A 17,774-nucleotide genomic window follows, 5' to 3' on the forward strand; every position below is an offset into this window, starting at 1 on the left:
GTGTTTTTTGAATGTGACTGATATGATGTTATCAGAAAAAACGTTGTTTTTCATTACCAACACATCTGCTTCGCAGCGATGCGACAAATCAGTACATTCACATGAGCATCAAACCAAAAACCGCCGCCAATATCATCGATTTCCGGCAAGGGCAGGAAGCGTTGCGTGATTCCCTGCGTCAGGGCATGCTGGACGCCGCCAGCCGGCTATTACTCGACGAAGGCCCTGCTGCGCTGACCGTGCGCAAGGTCGCTGATGCAGTCAATTGTTCAACAACGCTGCTGTATTCTATTTTTGGCGGCAAGGATGGACTGGCGAATGCCTTGTATCTGGAAGGCTTTACCCGCTTCAAGGAAGAGTTTATCCAGTACGAGGCCAGCCTGCCGGAAGAGCAACGGGTACGCGGAATTGACCGTATCTGGCTGTATGCCAACAACTATCATGCCTATGCGCGACGCTATCCCAGTTATTACATGGTGATGTTCGGCGACGCCATTGCTGGCTTTGTGCCACCACTGGAATCCAGAGTCGCGGCCTGGGAATCATTCACTCCGCTGATGGCCGAATTTGAGCATTGCATGCAGCAGGGCTTACTGCCCCCCTCCAGCGCCAGCGCGGCTGCCAGGCTGTTATGGTCAGCCATGCACGGCGTCATCAGTCTGGAACTCAAAGGCTTTTATTTCAAAAAAGAACATCCGGATGAACTGTATCGCGCTGCCGTCCGCGCCGTTTTACTCTCATTACAAACACCAGAATAAAGGGACACGACATGACTTACCAATGCTTTGATTTGCACATAGAACAGCACATTGCCCATCTGCGCTTTAACCGCCCGGATAGCCTGAATACGATGCAACCGGTGTTTTTTCGGGAACTGGTACAGATACTGCAAACCTTGCAGCGCGAAGCTCCGGCAAGGGCATTGGTGATCTCGTCCACAGGCAAACATTTTACGGCGGGCATGGCGCTGGATGTCTTTGCCGGCGGCAATCTGCTGGATGATGCGACGGCAACAGGTCGCGCCAATATGGCGCTGGTGTTACAGGATATGCACCAGTCCTTTAACCTGCTCGAACAATTGCGGCTGCCGGTGATTACGGCTATTCAGGGCGGCTGCATTGGCGGTGGCGTTGATCTGATCTGCGCCAGTGATATCCGTCTGGCGAGCGCAGATGCATTTTTCTGCATACAGGAAATCAACATCGGCATGACCGCCGATCTGGGTACCTTGCAACGTTTGCCAAAACTGATTCCAGAAGGCATCGTGCACGAAATGGCATACACCGGCCGTCGCCTGCCTGCACAACGGGCGCTGGCGGTGGGTCTGGTCAATGAAGTGTTTGCGACGCAGGACGAAATGCTGGCGGCTGCGCTGCAAATGGCAAAAGAAATCGCAGAAAAACCCCCGGTCGCCATCTGGGGCAGCAAGCAGGCGATACACTATGCGCGCGATCATTCCACGCATGACGCCTTACAACAGATGGGCTGGTTGCAATCCGGCATCTGGCAAAGCAGTAATCTGATGGAAGCGTTTATGGCCAAGCAACAGAATCGCCCCACGCAATATGCCGATCTGGCTCCACTGAGCGCGTTTGCCGACGCCAGTTATACGCTGAAATAAACGCAAGCGCCGGAGAGTAAGCAAGCATGCTGTCCGGCATGCCACGTTCCACCAGCGATATTCATCAACCGGTATTGATCAGCCTCTCACCTTCAAGGCGGGCAACGCCGGCGCGTACCAGCTCCTGCGCCAGTTGCGGGATCAATGCCTCTGCCGGCATCTCCAGCTGCGCGGCGGAGGCACGCATGATACGGTTACGTGTCAGCTCCTGCGCGATCGCAGGCAGATATAACTCCTGCTTGTCGAGCAGCAAAAACGCCAGCATGACTTTTAAGGCATTACGGGCATTGCGCCGGGTATCGGCAGACAGATAATCAAGGCGGCTGCGGGCGCGATCCAGAGCGCCGCTGACATCGCTAAACGGCGCACCATGACCGGGAATCACCAGACGCACATCCAGCTCCTGAATGCGCTGCAAAATCGCTGCCTGCTCGGCAAACCCGGACTCGCCTTCCAGCTCTGGAAAAATCACCCCAAAGCCGTGTTCCCATAATGCATCTGCTGAGATCAATATGCCTTCCTGCGGACAATACAACACCATCGAGTGCGGATCATGGCCGGGCGCGGCCAGTACCTGCCAGCGCAAGCCAGCGAGCACGAGTTCATCACCGTCATTGATGCTGCCATCAAAGGTAAATTGTTCGCATGCCTGCCCTGTGGATTCATACGGCAAACGCGCATGATCCCAGGCCGCTACGGCATGCGTATCGGCATGCGGAATCAGGGTACGGCAGGCATAAGTGCGTTGCAGCAAGGCATTGCCGCCACAATGGTCTGAATGCAGATGCGTGTTGATCAGCAAATCCAGCGCACGTCCTTGCAAGGTGTGCTGAACCAGTGCCAGAGTTTGTGGTGCGTGGCTCAGATAGCCGCTATCGACAAGCGCGGTCTGCTGCGCATCAACAAACAGAATATTGTTCGACGACAGCCAGCCACGTTCCAGCACATGCATCCCTGCGGGTAAATCCATGTTGTCTCCTCGCTCCGCCGGTGTGTGCGGCGATTATCATGGTCGCGCTGTCAGCGCCTGCAACAGCTCGCCATTTTTTCAATTTTATGGGCAGTATAGGGAAAAATCAGCCTGTCGCCGTTATAAAATAAGGCGGCCTGCAATATACTCCCCCGGGTATATTTTCAGGAAAAATCAGTCCAGCATGCGTTGTTGCACTTCACGCCAGATAGTCAGCTTGGTGGCATTATCCGCCTTACTCCAGCAAATGATCTCGTCAATACTGCGAAAACAGCCGAGGCAAAAGCGCTTTTGCTCGTCCATGCGGCAAATGTTGATGCAGGGCGAAGGCACTGTCTCGCCTTGTTGTTCGACGTAATCGTCGGGATTAAATTCGTACAGGATAGTCATCGGCTGTTCAGGTATGCAGGTATTCAGGCACTGAGCTGACTCAGGCGCGCAGGGCAATATCGGCGACAGGTGCGCCGGTCATCTGTTGCAGCTGATCTGGTGTCAGCCGGAACACTGCATGCGGATGGCCTGCTGCGGCCCAGACGTGAGCGTATTGCAGCAAATCCTCGTCGATCAGCATGACCGTTTTTTCGACATGGCCGACAGGGCAAACGCCACCGATCGCGTAGCCAATCCGGGCTTTCACAAATTTGGCATCGGCTTTACCCAGCGGCCCGACCAGCGCGGCGACTTTGCTTTCATCCACGCGATTCACGCCACTGGCAACCACCATCACCGCTGCATCATCCTGCAAACGCCGGAAGACAATCGATTTGGCAATCTCTGCCACACTGCATCCCAAGCCAGCGGCGGCCTCAGCGGAGGTTTTTCCGGTAGCGGGCAACATCACAACCGGTTGATCGTGTCCGATCGACAGCAATAAATCGGCTACCCGCCGCGCGGTTTCTGGTAAATCCTGTTCTGTATTCATGACACCTATCGACACCATCTGACAAATCAATCAAAACAAACAAAGAGACTCAAAGACACTCAAAGACACGAGCACACGCGACGACACACCATCGCAAAGCATGACAAAAAATAACCAGTCAATTCACCAGTCTGCATCCCGAACGATATCCATCAACGACATCAGCAGCCCGACACCTGCATCATTGCTGCCAGGAATCCAGCAAGGCTTGGTGTTCCGCTGGAATCTCCAGTTGCTGCATGCCCGCACGATATTCTCCGCCGCTCAGAATCGTGTAAACACAGGTCGCCTTGCAAACAACCTGCGTCCGTTCGGACGCATCATGTTTACCCGGCACCTCCATCATCATCTGATAACGCTGCTGCTCCTTGAGTACCACGTTGCACTGCAGTTGCAAACCAGATGGCGAGTAATTCACTACCTTCAGCGGAACAATATTACCGGGTGCAATCATGATGGCGCCACGCCAGTTAGCATTCAAACGTGGAAAAGAACGGGATTCACGCATAAAAAATCAGGTAAATTCAACAATGAAATATCGGAAAACAGAACATCCCTCTGACACCATTGCATCAGTCATTCTGGGTTTTTGGCCTTCTGGCAACAGATTGCCGCAAAGACAGCCATTATAACCATCTGTCTGATATCGCGGCGACACGGCAACAATACCCCGGCAGCGCGTCAGGAATTGGTACTGTAAGCAGGTGAGGATGCTGAGAACGGCGATGATGATGACTACGCCAGCCAGTCCATCACGCCACGCGCTGCCCACTTGCCGGTAGCAAAACAGGCTGTCAGCAGATAGCCGCCGGTCGGGGCTTCCCAGTCCAGCATTTCGCCGGCACAGAATACGCCTGGCATCGTAGCGAGCATCAATTGCGGTGTCAGTCCTTCAAACCGGATTCCGCCAGCGCTGCTAATGGCCTCATCAATCGGTCGCGCAGCCACCAGCGTCAGCGGTAATGCCTTGATAGCGGCAGCCAATGCCGATGGCTGCTGGATCAGTTCTTTAGGCAGACATTCGTGCAGCAAGGCGATCTTCAGCGCGTCCAGTCCCAACCGTCCTTGCAAATGGCTGGACAACGAGCGCGAGCCTCTGGGATGCATCACATCGGCCATGACTCTGTCGGCAGATTTACCGGGCACCAGATCCAGTTCCAGCGTGGCAGTCCCCTTGCTGAGCAGTTGCTCGCGCAACGGCGCAGACAAGGCGTAAATCAGGCTGCCTTCGACACCGCCAGCAGTCACCACAAATTGTCCCTGGCGCATTTCGGCCTGATGCATTTCGGGATGAGGCATGTCAGCCGGATCCCTTTGCACTCTGGCAGCGACAGTCAATAAAGGCTGACCGGCAAATTTGCCAGAAAAATAGGCTGACCAGGGAACATCAAAGCCGCAATTCGCCGGCTGTAAAGGCGTAATCTCCACGCCTTTTGCCTGCAAGGGCGCAACCCAGGCGCCATCCGAACCCAGACGCGCCCAGCTGGCACCACCCAAGGCCAGTAATATCGCATCTGCCGTGTGCCGGACTTCCCCTTCGGGCGTGGCAAACCGCAGTGCAAACTGATCCTCCTGCTTCACCAGACCCTGCTGATCCACCCAGTCCAGCCAACGATGCCGCATATGAAACTGCACGCCCTGCTGCCGCAAGCGATGCAGCCAGGCACGCAGTAAAGGTGCGGCTTTCATATCGACCGGAAACACCCGACCTGAGCTACCGACAAACGTCTCCACGCCCAGACCTGCCGCCCATGCGCGTAATTGTGGCGCATCAAACGCTTGCAAGATGGGGCTTAACGTGTGACTACGCTCGCGGTAACGGCTGATGAATCGCGTCCACTCCTCAGAATGTGTGAGATTCATACCGCCCTTACCTGCCAGCAAAAATTTGCGCCCCACCGATGGCATGGCGTCATACACATCGACCCGCAAGCCTTGCTGCGCCAGCGTCTCCGCCGCCATCAGCCCGGCAGGGCCGCCACCGATCACCGCCACACGGCGGGAATGAGCAACATCAGCAGCATCAGCAGCGATCGGTAATGGCAAATGGGTAGTTGCAGTGGGCATGGCGTCAGACGTAGCAGCAAATTAATCAGGATGGTGGCCCGGCTCATGATGGAATAGCAAACAGTCAAAAGCAACGGGCAGCAGCGGCGCTATGATACGCGCTCCGGCAGGATTTGCACTACCGTCGGATCGTCTGGTATGCGGGTACCAACTTGTTCAGCAGCTCAGCCATCCGCTTTTCAAAAAAACGGCCAGCGCTGTGGTCTGCAACGCTGGCCGGAAGGCACTGCTCTGAACTGGTTTTATCTAAAAAAAATCTACTTCTGGCATTAACGCCTTCGTCCACTAATTGATGACTAATTGACGATCAATGGTGATCAATGGTGATCAATGGTGCTAATAACGACTAATTACCGTGATAGCTGGCACATCGTCAGAAATTATTTCGCCCAGCTTTGCTGATAATGCAGCCGGTAATCATTGCCGGGATCAAACGTATTTTTCGCTCCGCCGTCGTAGGCAATATTCTGTGCAGTGACCAGATGCACGGGTGTGACATAGCCACTGGGCTGCGCACCAGAAAATGCACGATTCATCTCATCCACCAGTTGCCACGCGTGCAACATCAGCGGCTCTGGCACGGTACCGGTTTGCAGTTCATTGTTGCGGATACGTTTATACGCAGCCGGAGAACCATCACCAGCAGAAATCCCGATCAGCTTATTTGCTGCAATCACCGGCGCAATGCTGGCACTGTCGAGTAAATCAAAATACCCATCATGCACGCTGATCGCATGCGTCCATTTGCTGCCATGACGCTTGATCAAAGCCTCCGTGACTGGTTTCATGCGCATGTAGGCTTCCGCCAGCGGCACATCCTCCACCGACAATACGCGGCATCCTTCGCATTGTCTGAGGGTATCGATGATGGCAGAAGATTTTGCCAGCAGATAAGGATTGCTGGCATCGGTGAACACGACGATCCCCGCCTTGTTATTCGACTCGACGACACCGTACAGGGCAGCAATCTGCGCGACTTCTTTGGGGTTGGAAGTGACATTGGCAAACAAGCCATCCGTTGCGCCACTCTTGACCGCAGCATGCCAGCCCACCACCGGCACTTTGGCTTTTGCCGCCGCAACCAGCCCCTTGGACTGGCTGGTCGCATCCACACCGGCAAGAATAATGCCGTCGGCTTTCATATCGAGCGCCTGATTGATAATGGCAGCGCCCTGATTACAACGGCCACGACAATCAATCGACAGCGTCTCCCAGCTCCCCTGACTGCTGGCTTCCCGCACACCATTGAACAAGGTCGCGATAGCAGAATCACTCATATCAGCAGCGATAAAGATGATTTTCTTTTTCTTTTGAAACCGGGGACTATCCACCGGACCGTCCCAGCGGTTTTTCAGTGCAGCGGCACGAGCTACTTTGGCATTGGCGCGGCTCATGAATTGCATAGGATTTTCCTGCGCAACGGCATTACCGATAAAACTAAACACAACAAACAACACGGTCATACACTTACTGTGGCACTTACTGTGAAAAGCAGTCATGGTTCTGGTTGGGTGAGGTTAGGAGGTGAATGATGGTAAAGCTGAGCAAAATGGTGGTAACGAATCAAATAACGCCATCAGAACTGAAGCAAACAACAAAGCACAAGATTTTCCAAGCGACGACACCAATAACAAACAGGTAAAAAATATAAATTCATCTGACGCATTTCTTCCTACAAAACAACGCTGCCGATATTTTTTATTGAAACTATTTTTACATTTTCAAAACGATTATTGCAGAAAATATCAACAAGTAGATATATTTTCTGCATCTTTTCGTCTGAACTTGAAGTCTCACCAAACTGGTCACACCGTTTTTTTGCTGTGTCAGGGGTAAAAGTGAAACTGGTATAGATGATTGCGCCAAAATAGTGCAAATTATTTTTACCGTTTTTGCCACATTATTCGCAGCAACAGGACTTTTTACACCTGGCAACCATCTCAAGAAAGGGATCAACGAACGTCATCAGTTCAGTTACGCTAAGCTACTTAAGTTATGCATGAGTTATGTATGAGTTATGCATAACTGCTTATGAGCTACCAGTCTGATGGTGCGCGTGCGATGGCGAACAACGCTGGCTGATGTCAGGTTGTTACGAGGAAGGGCGGGATACTAGCAAGGCAATGCCCGCCATCCTGTGCAAGCTTCGGGCATCAGAAAGACAGGAAAAACAGCTGCAACAATCAACAGGCTGGACCTTGGGGCAAGACGTGTCGCTAGTGCACCAGACGCGTGGCGTCATAGCTGCGCAGCCAGGTCATCTGCAATATCCGGGCATCATTGCTGGCACGATGGCGCGTGATATTGAGTTCCTCCTGCACTTGTATTCTGGTGGCGTGCCAGATTTTTTCCTGCGGTGGTGAAATGATTTCCCTGAAATCAGCCAGCCGGAAGCGCGGCGTCAGTCCGGCAGCATCATACAAACGCGCCATCCAGACATAATCCTGAGTCCAGCCATCGGTATATACCGTCTGCCCGCCAAGGTAGGTATTGAGACTTTCTGCCACCATTTGCGGCGTCTTACCGCGTTCGATCAGGGTTTCACGGCGGATATTGTGAATCTGCGCAGCATCGCAATCCCAGTGCTGCCAGTCGTCTTCCGGACGGATCAGGGTGCACCAGCCATCCCCGTGCCGGCAAGAAAACCCCACTTCGATGGGATAACTTCCCTTACCAAAACCGGATGCTTCAAAGTCAATCACAACAGGTACAGTCATCATGACAAGATCTCCGATTTTGCTGATTCGCCTGCTGGCAAGCCCCGGAAGACACTCGCTGCAACCATCACAACAAGCGCTGAAGGAGTATGGAAAAACAGAATACACATGGCTGCATAACAAAATACCCAAGTGTCCTGCACCGGCGTTGAACGTACGTGGATCATTACTCCAACAGAACAGCAACAGGACAGCAACATCAGGCAGGACATGCAATCAATGTGATGCAATGCCATGGCGACAACGAACATGCCAAACCTGATGTCGCCAGATGTTCATTTTTGTACGGATCAAGGCGACTTGCAAGGTATTTATCCACCGAAGTACAAGGTATTCAGTCGATCGTTCAGGCGCCTACCGGCGTACACAACTCCACCAGACTGCCATCAGGACATCGTACATAAGAAACCGTCTGTCCCCAGGGCTTGATGTCCGGCGCGACCAGCTCGTCAGCACCTGCCTGCAAGGCTCTGGCATGTGCCGCGGGCACATCTTCGGTCACCAGCGCGATCTCCATGCCCAACGGTGTCTCAGAAGCATGTGCTTTGACATACCCTTGCGGAAAATGCATCTCGCCCAGCAGGTGGGCCGCAAATGCCAGTGTCGTAGCACCTGTATCCAGCTCGCCGTAAGTCCCGGACTCATGCAAAAAACGCCGCGTCAGCCCGAATGCCTGTTCATAAAACTGCAACGATGCAGCAACATCAGGCACATACAGTATGGTGTATCCGAATTTCATCATGCTCCTCACATTAACAATCCAACACAATTGACGTAACACCGCCACAGCGGCGTGCTGACTCCCTGCTGCACAAGCTCACCAAGAGCCTTTCTGCTATTTTGATGATCTCAGACTGCATCAGAGAGCATCAGACAGATCGGACAGCAGCCTTTGGTCATTCGCCTGACATTCCCCGAATAGATAATCCGGCACAGGCATTTGATAGCCGCCAACAGCATAACATCGGTAAAAACAAAACTGCTTGAGGTTTGTTGATGTTTGTTTATTTCAGATCAACAGCGCAAATGCACCAGAAAATATCTGATATGTAAATTTCGGCTATCCTTGCTCAACATTTTTCCGTAAGCAGAAAATCGACGCATTTTCAGCACGCGGCGACACCCGATTTATGAGGATCATTCCTGTGAGCAACTTGTTAAGCCAACGCCTTGCATTACTGAACCAGCCCGCCCATCGTCCGCTGCTGTCCCAGGGCCTGCGCGGGATAGAGCGTGAGACACTCCGCGTACACGCAGACGCAACGCTGGCAGTCACGCCGCATCCGGCGGCGCTGGGCTCCACGCTGACCCATCCTCAGATTACAACGGATTATTCAGAATCCTTACTCGAATTCATCACGCCGGCAGAACACGACATTGCGACGGCACTCGATCAACTCGACGTCATCCATCGTTTTGCCTACACCAAACTCGGTAACGAAATGCTATGGAGCCAATCCATGCCCTGCATCTTGCCCGAAGAAAAAGACATCCCTATCGCCTGGTATGGCACATCCCATATCGGCATGATCAAGCATGTCTACCGACGTGGCCTGGCATTGCGCTATGGAAAAAGCATGCAATGCATCGCTGGCATTCATTACAACTACTCCCTGTCGGAGCAGCTGTGGAAAGTGTTGCAACAGGCAGAACAGACACGTGGCGACGCCATGCATGTGCAATCAGAAAATTACATCGCCATGATCCGCAATTTTCACCGTTACAGCTGGCTGCTGATGTACCTGTTCGGTGCCTCGCCTGCGCTGGCAACGGCATTTTTACGCGGGCGCTCACATCAGCTCGATACCCTGTCGGCCGATACCCTGTATCTGCCCTACGCCACCAGCCTGCGTATGAGTGATCTGGGATATCAAAACAACGCGCAGGATGGCCTGGTGCCGCCGTATAACAATCTGATGGAATACATGCGCAGCCTGTCCATCGCGGTACGCAAACCGTATGCGCCGTATGAGCAGCTGGGCACGCAGGTCGATGGTGAATGGGTACAGATCAACACCAATGTGTTGCAAATCGAAAACGAATTTTACGCAACGATACGCCCCAAACGCGTGATACGTACTGGCGAACGCCCGATCGAAGCGCTTTGTGCTCGTGGTGTGCAATATGTGGAAGTACGCTGCATGGACGTTAATCCCTTCGATCCGCTGGGCATTAATCTGGAAACCTCCCGTTTCCTGGACGCTTTCCTGCTGTTCTGCGCACTTGACGAGAGCCCGCTCACCAACGACGCAGAAGGCCACGAAAACACCCAGAATTTTGCCCTGACCGTCAAAGAAGGACGTCGCCCCGGCCTGATGCTGAATCGCGCCGGAACAGCCATCTCGCTGCAAGACTGGGGACTGGAATTATTGCAAAAAATTGCAGCGACTGCCGACCTGCTGGACGCAGAACATGGCGGCACAGCCCATGCGGATTCGCTCAAGATACAAACGGCAAAATTGCATGACTCCTCGCTGACGCCTTCCGCCAAAGTGCTGGAAGCGATACGTGCTGAACAGGGCTCGTTCATTCAGTTTGCCCTCAAGCAAAGCAGCAAACTCGCAGAAGAATTCCGCGCACGTCCGCCAAGCGCAGAAGAAAGCCAGTATTTTGATGCACTGGCACGTCAGTCGATTGCAGAACAGACCGACATGGAAACAACGCAGAGCGGTACTTTTGATGAGTTCATTACTGATTACCGTTCCCGCACCTCCAGCCAATTGTGCTGCGAAAACTGAGCACGTTCGTCACGCGCCATGCGCTGACAGTCGTTGACGCCAGAACCAGATGGCAGCAAGAACCAACATTCTTGCTGCCATCTGTTGACCTTATCGTCACCGGATAAATATCAACAGTTTATTTTTCGGTGCCGTGACGAATCAGATTCTGGCGATCTTTTTCGTATTGATCATACGATTTCTTGTTTTGCTGCATGCACATCGTTCTGTCATTCCAGTCCATGATTTTGTCGCACTCTTTTTTTGCAGCTCCCTGCGCTGAGTCATACACTACCGCGCAGGCATTCAGTAACAGGCTCATTCCCAGCAACAATATGATGCGCATGTTTTCTCCTTTGGTTGTTCATTGATGTTCAAGCGAAGCACGTAACATACCTGACCAGAATGCATGTAACCACAAAATACTGCGCCATCAGCACCGTCGCCGTGCTATCGCGACGATCAATGCGGTCACGATTGTCACCAGCGCAGATTATTCGTCCTCAAACAAATTACCCAGACCGCCCAACACTGAACCCTGTTCAGCACCTTTGCTGCCGCCGATTTTGGAGGCACCGACAATGCGGTTTGCCAGACGTGACAGCGGTAATGATTGCAACCAGACTTTGCCAGGGCCGCGCAAAGTCGCGAAGAACATGCCCTCGCCACCGAACAAGGCTGTCTTGACACCGCCGACAAACTGAATATCAAAATCAACGTCCTGCGTAAATGCCACCACACAGCCGCTATCCACGCGCAGAGACTGTCCCGGCTGTAAGGTTTTTTCGATGATGGCACCACCGGCATGAATAAAGGCCAGACCGTCGCCCTCTAATTTTTGCAACACAAAACCTTCGCCACCAAAAAACCCGGCACCCAGGCGCTTCTGGAACGCAATGCCGAGCGACACCCCTTTGGCCGCGCACAAAAATGCATCCTTCTGGCATAACAACATGCCGCCCATCTGCCCCAGATGCATAGGAATAATTTTGCCAGGATAGGCAGCGCCGAAGGCGACTTTTCTCTTCATCGCACCAGCGTTCATAAACACGGTGGTAAACATGGATTCACCCGTGACCAGACGCTTGCCGGCGCCCAGCAATTTACCAAAAATACCGCTTTGCGCCGCAGAGCCATCACCAAAAATAGTCTCCATCTGGACATCATCTTCCATATAGAACATGGCACCCGCTTCGCCCACCGCCGCTTCCTGCGGATCAAGCTCAATTTCGACAAACTGCATGTCGTCGCCAAAAATCTGATAATCAATCACGTCCATTGCCATCATGCTGCTCCCGATAAAAATGATGTAGCCATCCAGAATACTGCTGCGCGGCAGCCCGCGAAGCCATTGCCAGCGGCATGCACTTGCTGTGCCACGAGCGGCATTGTAGCCAGAGCAAACCGGGATCGGGGAGCAAATCAGCCGGTAAAATTTTCATCAGAATACCGGTGTCTTGCACACCATGCCATGATCTTCTTGCTTTCCGCGCTGGCCTCCCCTAGCATGGCTGGATTCATTTTTCAGCATACCGCCACATGCCTGCATTGCCTGAATTACGCGAACTTGAACGCATCATCCAGCTCGGACACGATCATCTGGAGGTCGAAGTCCTGTGCGAAATCGATGTCCAGCACAAGCGCTTTCCGGTGTACAAACTGGCTCTGGGCAATCCCGATCCATCCTTGCCGGCGATTGGTTTTTTTGGCGGTATCCACGGGCTGGAAAGGATAGGTTCGCAAGTCCTGTTATCGTTTCTGCGCGGACTGCTGACCCGTCTGAAATGGGACAAAAGCCTGCATCATCTGTTGCAGGAAGTGCGCCTCGTCTTTATGCCGCTGATCAACCCCGGCGGTATGTGGCAAGCCACCCGCAGCAATCCGCATGGCGTTGATCTGATGCGCAACGCGCCCATCGAAGCAACAGAAAAAGTACCGTTCCTGCTCGGCGGGCACCGCATCAGCAAACACCTGCCGTGGTACAGAGGGCCAGCAGACGCTGACATGGAGGCCGAAAATATCGCGCTGGTGCGCACGGTGCAGCACGAATTATTATCACGGCAATTCAGTATCGCGATCGACTGCCATTCCGGCTTTGGCCTGCGCGACCGCGTCTGGTTTCCGCATGCCCACAGCGTGCATCCGATTCCGCATCTGGCTGATATTTTGTCGCTCGAAGAATTGTTCCAGCAAACTCATCCGAATCATCGCTATTTGTTTGAACCGCAAAGCCTGCAATACCGCACACATGGCGACATCTGGGATTATCTGTACCTGCAATCACAAGAGCAACCCGGCAAAACTTTTCTGCCGCTGACGCTGGAAATGGGTTCCTGGCTGTGGGTCAAAAAAAATCCGCGTCAATTATTTTCGCGGCACGGCATGTTCAATCCAGTGGCAGAACATCGTCTGCACCGCGTTTTGCGGCGGCATACTTCCTGGCTGGATTTTCTGATGCGTGCCACCTGCGGTCATCAGGAATGGCTGGCGCAAGGCCCGACCCGCCTGCGTCTGCAAGAACGCGCCGTGCAACGCTGGTATCGCCCATGACCTGGGTGCTGCTGCGCGGCCTGATGCGCGAGCAACGGCATTGGGGTAGCTTCACATCGCAGTTTATACAAGCCCATCCGCACGAACGCGTCATCACCCTCGATTTTGCCGGTAATGGCGCTTTATATCAGCAAGCCAGCGCCACCAGCATAGGCGCGATGGTTGAACAGGCGCGCGAGCAAATGCGACAACTGCAAGTCGAAGGCAACATCAACCTGCTCGCCATCTCGCTCGGCGCCATGGTCGCGGTGGCATGGGCAGAACGCTACCCAGACGAACTGCAACGCATGATCCTGATCAACACCAGCCTCGCGCCGCACAACCCGTTTTATCAGCGCCTGCGCCCCGCCAACTATCCCGCCATCATCGCGACGATGCTATCCGGCTCACAGCGCCAGCGCGAACAACTGATCCTGCGCCTGACCAGCCACCAGAGCGACACCGCACACGCAGAACGCCTGCTCGACGACTGGGTTCATTACGCGCAGCAATACCCCATCCGCCGCCGCAACATCCTGCGCCAGCTGTTCGCCGCGATGCGCTACCGCGCTCCGGCACAGGCACCGCAAGTACCGCTGCTGATGCTGGCCGGTGCCAAAGATGCACTGGTCAACCCGCAATGTTCCACCACCCTCGCCCGCCGCTGGCAGACCGAATTACGCGTTCATCCCGACGCCGGCCACGATCTGCCGCTTGATGATGCAGCGTGGGTGATACAGCAAACGCTGGAATAAGCCCCTTCCGCCACGCAACGATCACAGCAAACGCGCGTCTGCCAGACATCCATTTCTCTCTTTTTTACCAGAAATATACTGGGTGCAGTATATTAAAACATGCCTTATTTCTTATAGACGACAGGTCATTTTTGGCATATACCCCCTATTTTTATCCCAATTATCACCCTCATCAACCGATGTGACCGCCATCAAAAACGCAGCAGGCAAGACGCGTGCTGTGAAGATGGCGTATGCGTGAATACGTGAAGCGGTGATGTCCATTCCGCCTCCATACTCGCTGGCATGCCGGGCAAGTTGGATTGTGGCGGTGTTGAAAAAGTCTGCGAGGCCCGACTTTGTCCACTCGCCTGATCGCATGCCGATGCAGCGTCGTGGTCAACAACGATACCTCCGGTAGATAGTGTGAATCAGGTAGATAGTGCGGAGATGAAGATAACAAAAAATTGTCTTTTTTAACATTCAACGTTAAGCTTTACTTCCGCTTTACTTCCACGTTATTTCCATTAACCGCATTCAGATCAGGCACTCACATGACATCGAAACGACACTTTCTCATCTGCATGGCCTTGCTGGCGAGTGCCCCGTTCGCCGTTGCGCAGGACAATCCCTCGCCACAATCATTGCTCGTTGGCCAATGGCGACATACGACCCTCATTCGGATTCTGGATGGAACCACGCTGGCACCGCAGCAGTTTGACGGTAGCTCACTATTGCAATTCACCGACAAATCGACCTGGCAATTAACTTCCCCCAACAACACCTCGGCAGGCACTTACCGCTGGCTTGAATCCGGAGAACTCGAAACAACCACGCTGGAATCCGGGCTGGCCATACAAGTGGGAAGCGTTTCACGAAAACAAGTGCGGGTCGATCATGAACGACTCAACCTCATCACGATTCAAACCGCTGCCGAAGCTGCCAAATTTCAACCACCGTCCAAGTCCGGTGTGAAGCGCCCTGCTGACGTCATTGTCACCTCCATCTTTACCCGTGTTCCGGCAGAGAAATAACACCACAACCAAGCGTCAATGAAACACCTCGTTGATGCACCGGTTTAATGACATCTCAGAAAACATCGTCCGGCCACCAGCAAGATGCGCCGGACAAGTTGCCCACGTCGTGTCAACAACATCACTTCAACGAATCACTTCAGTGAGTATGGTGCGTGCCAATGCGTACCGATACGTGCCAATTCCAGAGTAAGAATCAGGTTGATTGTTGAAGGCTGAGTTAAGATAACTCTCACGAAAATGACGTCACATTACATCACGTCAGACAGCACAAATCCTTCTGATATCCCGATACCTGCCTGTTACCTTCAAAGGAGAACACCTCGTGAAACCTATTGCCAACCTGAATGAACTCGAATTCACCGACATCGAAGAGAACGGTTACTACACGTCAAAGCGAGCCCAGTTCAGCGATGCGATCGGCGCGCGAAAGCTGGGCTACAACCTGACATTACTACCGCCCGGCAAGGCTCAATGTCCGTTCCACAACCATCACGGTGAAGAAGAAATGTTCCTCATACTGGAGGGTGAAGGTGAGCTTCGGTTTGGAAACGAGCGCTACCCGATCCGAAAGCACGATGTCATCGCCTGCCCGACAGGTGGGCAGGAAGTCGCGCACCAGATCATCAACACGGGGACTACGACGATGCGCTACCTCGCGCTGTCAAACGTGGTGGACATTGAAACCTGCGAGTACCCCGACTCGAACAAGATCATGATCGGTTCGGGACAACGAGGAAAACCGGGCCTATGGAAGATGTTCCACGCCGATGCCACAGTCGAGTACTACGACCGTGAAAATAATGAACCGCCAAAGGATTCCGCTTGAACAGTTACGCCATGTAATCGTTTACGGCCCCAGAGCCGGACGCATCTATCGACTTGTTAACGTCGATGGAACATGCGAAGAAGTGAAGCCAGATTGGAACGAAACTCTGCACGGCAAAGTGTCTGATTTCTTAGTCCGCACACTCTCTGGCAAGGTGTACATTGAGGAGCCGCAGACGTTAATGGCATCGATTCGCGCAGATGGTCCGGGGACAGAAGTCTAGCCCAGGCCTGCACCTCTTCTGAATTGCTGACATCACTGGAACACTGAGACCAGCATCACCCATCCATACCGTTTTTTGCCTGCTGAGGCTAAAAATATACTGGGTGGAGTATATTTAAAACCCCTTTTTTTATTGAGAGATGAAGGCGTTTTTGGCGCATACCCCCCTTTTTTTGCCAAAAATGGCATGATTTAAAGAGTGATGTAATTCTGTTTCCGCCTACGCCGGGCAATGTCAGATTCTGATTTTCTGGTTTGACGAAAAAGGGTAGCTTTGGGTAGCTTTGGCTGCCCTCTTTGCTGCTTGCCCGGTGCTGACATAATGCGTTTTGAGTTGATCCGATCTGCACTTTTTGTCGATTCAGTTATACCTGCTATTGATCAGGTATAACTAAAAACAATCAAGCACCATGCGGGTTTCAAGGGGATTGCAACATATTGACAGTTTGATCATTGACGATTAATGTTGCAAAATGAAAATTAAATCACGTTAGGCGTCGCAATCTTCAGCCGCGAGCGCATTGAGAAAGTCCATGCCGTCAAGAACATCCCTCTCAGTCGTACAAGCACAACTTGATGCCTACAACGCCAAGGACATCGAAGCACTGCTTGAAACCTACGCGCCAGATGCCGAGCAGTACACCTTGCACGGCGAGTTGCTGGCGAAAGGTCACGAACAACTCCGCTCGCGCTTTCTCGCAAGGTTTAAGGAGACAAGCCTTTATGCCAAGCTCGTGTCCCGTATCGTCGTGGGTAACGTCGTCACCGATGCAGAGCTAATCACACGAGATTTCCCAGAAGGCCTTGGCACACTCGAAATGCTCTGCATCTACGAAGTAGTAGAAGGTCGCATTCAGAAGGCATCGTTCTCGCTGGGGCAAAAGACAATCCATGCTCCTACGCAGAGCGCCGCCTAACCCTTCAATCGAGAGGACGTGCCCCGGCAAGCCGGGTCACGCCTCTCATCTCAAACGTTAAAAGCCACAAACAATGTTGACCATGCCCACAATGAAACACATCAATCACCTCGGTTCTGCCGCCTTGTTGGCTGCGACGCTGCTGCTGACTGTGCTTCTTCTGTTGCCGGTTGCAGGCATCACGATAGAGTGGCGACCCAAAACGACGCCGTATCGCTTGGTCAACAATCCTTTCATCAGTTGGAGCCTGATTGTCGTTCTGTCTGCGGGTCTGGTGCTTATTCGTAAGGGAGCTAGGCTGATTCAGTGCGTGACGGCATTGGTCTTCGTTGGAATGATTCAAGGGCTGGCGATTGCAAGCGCGCTATTCTGGGACGCATGGCTCTCACCCATGCTCGTGTTCGCTGCGCTGCCGATTCAACTCACTGCGGCACAAACACTCAAGTCGCTCACGCAGAATCACACAGATCGTCGCAATGAATAGCACGCTGTTTG

Annotated in this window: 22 protein-coding genes; 11 read left to right on the forward strand and 11 right to left on the reverse strand. The window is 53.1% G+C overall.

Going from position 1 to position 17,774, the window contains the following annotated elements:
• The first annotated feature begins 101 nt into the window (after window positions 1–101).
• Entirely contained in the window at window positions 102–758 is a 657-nt protein-coding gene (locus ACO0LB_RS14940) for a TetR/AcrR family transcriptional regulator (protein WP_423050427.1), read from the forward strand.
• Between the two features lie 11 nt (window positions 759–769).
• Window positions 770–1,621 (forward strand): enoyl-CoA hydratase-related protein, encoded by an 852-nt coding sequence (locus tag ACO0LB_RS14945; RefSeq protein WP_423050429.1) that lies wholly within the window; start codon window positions 770–772, stop codon window positions 1,619–1,621.
• A 64-nt stretch (window positions 1,622–1,685) separates the two neighbouring features.
• Here the strand turns inward: ACO0LB_RS14945 and ACO0LB_RS14950 are convergent, their stop codons facing one another.
• From ACO0LB_RS14950 to ACO0LB_RS14975, 6 genes are all read right to left on the reverse strand, one after another.
• Window positions 1,686–2,591: an MBL fold metallo-hydrolase gene (locus ACO0LB_RS14950; RefSeq protein ID WP_423050431.1), complete on the reverse strand. Its 906-nt coding sequence runs from the start codon at window positions 2,589–2,591 to the stop codon at window positions 1,686–1,688.
• A 174-nt stretch (window positions 2,592–2,765) separates the two neighbouring features.
• Window positions 2,766–2,981, reverse strand: coding sequence for a DUF1289 domain-containing protein (locus tag ACO0LB_RS14955; RefSeq protein WP_423050433.1), 216 nt, complete (start codon window positions 2,979–2,981; stop codon window positions 2,766–2,768).
• A 40-nt stretch (window positions 2,982–3,021) separates the two neighbouring features.
• Entirely contained in the window at window positions 3,022–3,513 is a 492-nt protein-coding gene (locus ACO0LB_RS14960; protein WP_423050435.1) for a YbaK/EbsC family protein, read from the reverse strand.
• Between the two features lie 181 nt (window positions 3,514–3,694).
• Window positions 3,695–4,021, reverse strand: a complete 327-nt coding sequence (locus ACO0LB_RS14965) for a hypothetical protein (protein ID WP_423050437.1) — start codon at window positions 4,019–4,021, stop codon at window positions 3,695–3,697.
• Between the two features lie 227 nt (window positions 4,022–4,248).
• A complete protein-coding gene (locus ACO0LB_RS14970; RefSeq protein ID WP_423050439.1) occupies window positions 4,249–5,580 on the reverse strand; it encodes a TIGR03862 family flavoprotein in 1,332 nt (443 codons plus the stop codon).
• 380 nt (window positions 5,581–5,960) lie between these two features.
• Window positions 5,961–7,043 (reverse strand): substrate-binding domain-containing protein, encoded by a 1,083-nt coding sequence (locus tag ACO0LB_RS14975; protein ID WP_423050441.1) that lies wholly within the window; start codon window positions 7,041–7,043, stop codon window positions 5,961–5,963.
• Window positions 7,044–7,104: 61 nt separating this feature from the next.
• Between ACO0LB_RS14975 and ACO0LB_RS14980 the strand changes: the two genes are divergently transcribed.
• Window positions 7,105–7,416 (forward strand): hypothetical protein, encoded by a 312-nt coding sequence (locus ACO0LB_RS14980; RefSeq protein ID WP_423050443.1) that lies wholly within the window; start codon window positions 7,105–7,107, stop codon window positions 7,414–7,416.
• Between the two features lie 380 nt (window positions 7,417–7,796).
• Here the strand turns inward: ACO0LB_RS14980 and ACO0LB_RS14985 are convergent, their stop codons facing one another.
• Complete coding sequence (locus ACO0LB_RS14985; RefSeq protein WP_423050445.1) at window positions 7,797–8,300, reverse strand: hypothetical protein; 504 nt, start codon at window positions 8,298–8,300, stop codon at window positions 7,797–7,799.
• Window positions 8,301–8,643: 343 nt separating this feature from the next.
• Window positions 8,644–9,036 (reverse strand): VOC family protein, encoded by a 393-nt coding sequence (locus ACO0LB_RS14990; RefSeq protein WP_423050543.1) that lies wholly within the window; start codon window positions 9,034–9,036, stop codon window positions 8,644–8,646.
• A 406-nt stretch (window positions 9,037–9,442) separates the two neighbouring features.
• Here ACO0LB_RS14990 and gshA point away from each other — a divergent pair, with 406 nt between their 5' ends.
• Complete coding sequence (gene gshA / locus ACO0LB_RS14995) at window positions 9,443–11,035, forward strand: glutamate--cysteine ligase (RefSeq protein ID WP_423050447.1); 1,593 nt, start codon at window positions 9,443–9,445, stop codon at window positions 11,033–11,035.
• 118 nt (window positions 11,036–11,153) lie between these two features.
• On the opposite strand, the gene ACO0LB_RS15000 is transcribed toward gshA, so the two are convergent.
• The 3 genes from ACO0LB_RS15000 to ACO0LB_RS15010 all read right to left on the reverse strand — a co-directional run bounded on the left by ACO0LB_RS15000 (window position 11,154) and on the right by ACO0LB_RS15010 (window position 12,456).
• Window positions 11,154–11,360, reverse strand: coding sequence for a hypothetical protein (locus ACO0LB_RS15000; RefSeq protein WP_423050448.1), 207 nt, complete (start codon window positions 11,358–11,360; stop codon window positions 11,154–11,156).
• A gap of 147 nt (window positions 11,361–11,507) precedes the next feature.
• On the reverse strand, window positions 11,508–12,299 hold the full coding sequence (locus ACO0LB_RS15005; protein ID WP_423050545.1) for a TIGR00266 family protein: 792 nt from the start codon (window positions 12,297–12,299) through the stop codon (window positions 11,508–11,510).
• Window positions 12,280–12,456, reverse strand: a complete 177-nt coding sequence (locus tag ACO0LB_RS15010; RefSeq protein WP_423050449.1) for a hypothetical protein — start codon at window positions 12,454–12,456, stop codon at window positions 12,280–12,282. The genes ACO0LB_RS15005 and ACO0LB_RS15010 overlap by 20 nt, the downstream gene beginning before the upstream one ends.
• A gap of 97 nt (window positions 12,457–12,553) precedes the next feature.
• Here ACO0LB_RS15010 and ACO0LB_RS15015 point away from each other — a divergent pair, with 97 nt between their 5' ends.
• From ACO0LB_RS15015 to ACO0LB_RS15045, 7 genes are all read left to right on the forward strand, one after another.
• A complete protein-coding gene (locus ACO0LB_RS15015; protein ID WP_423050451.1) occupies window positions 12,554–13,564 on the forward strand; it encodes a M14 family zinc carboxypeptidase in 1,011 nt (336 codons plus the stop codon).
• Window positions 13,561–14,298, forward strand: a complete 738-nt coding sequence (locus ACO0LB_RS15020; RefSeq protein ID WP_423050453.1) for an alpha/beta fold hydrolase — start codon at window positions 13,561–13,563, stop codon at window positions 14,296–14,298. Before ACO0LB_RS15015 ends, ACO0LB_RS15020 begins: the two co-directional genes overlap by 4 nt.
• A gap of 533 nt (window positions 14,299–14,831) precedes the next feature.
• The gene (locus tag ACO0LB_RS15025; protein WP_423050455.1) at window positions 14,832–15,311 is read left to right on the forward strand and encodes a hypothetical protein; all 480 of its coding nucleotides are present in this window, start codon (window positions 14,832–14,834) and stop codon (window positions 15,309–15,311) included.
• 325 nt (window positions 15,312–15,636) lie between these two features.
• Window positions 15,637–16,140 carry a cupin domain-containing protein gene (locus ACO0LB_RS15030; protein WP_423050457.1) on the forward strand — a complete coding sequence of 168 codons (504 nt, stop codon included), beginning with the start codon at window positions 15,637–15,639 and terminating at the stop codon, window positions 16,138–16,140.
• Complete coding sequence (locus ACO0LB_RS15035; RefSeq protein ID WP_423050459.1) at window positions 16,115–16,363, forward strand: hypothetical protein; 249 nt, start codon at window positions 16,115–16,117, stop codon at window positions 16,361–16,363. Before ACO0LB_RS15030 ends, ACO0LB_RS15035 begins: the two co-directional genes overlap by 26 nt.
• A gap of 532 nt (window positions 16,364–16,895) precedes the next feature.
• Window positions 16,896–17,279, forward strand: a complete 384-nt coding sequence (locus ACO0LB_RS15040) for a nuclear transport factor 2 family protein (RefSeq protein WP_423050461.1) — start codon at window positions 16,896–16,898, stop codon at window positions 17,277–17,279.
• Window positions 17,280–17,361: 82 nt separating this feature from the next.
• Entirely contained in the window at window positions 17,362–17,763 is a 402-nt protein-coding gene (locus tag ACO0LB_RS15045) for a hypothetical protein (protein ID WP_423050463.1), read from the forward strand.
• The last annotated feature ends 11 nt before the right edge of the window (window positions 17,764–17,774 follow it).

The sequence above is a fragment of the Undibacterium sp. SXout7W genome (assembly GCF_049339385.1).
Lineage (GTDB): Bacteria > Pseudomonadota > Gammaproteobacteria > Burkholderiales > Burkholderiaceae_D > Undibacterium.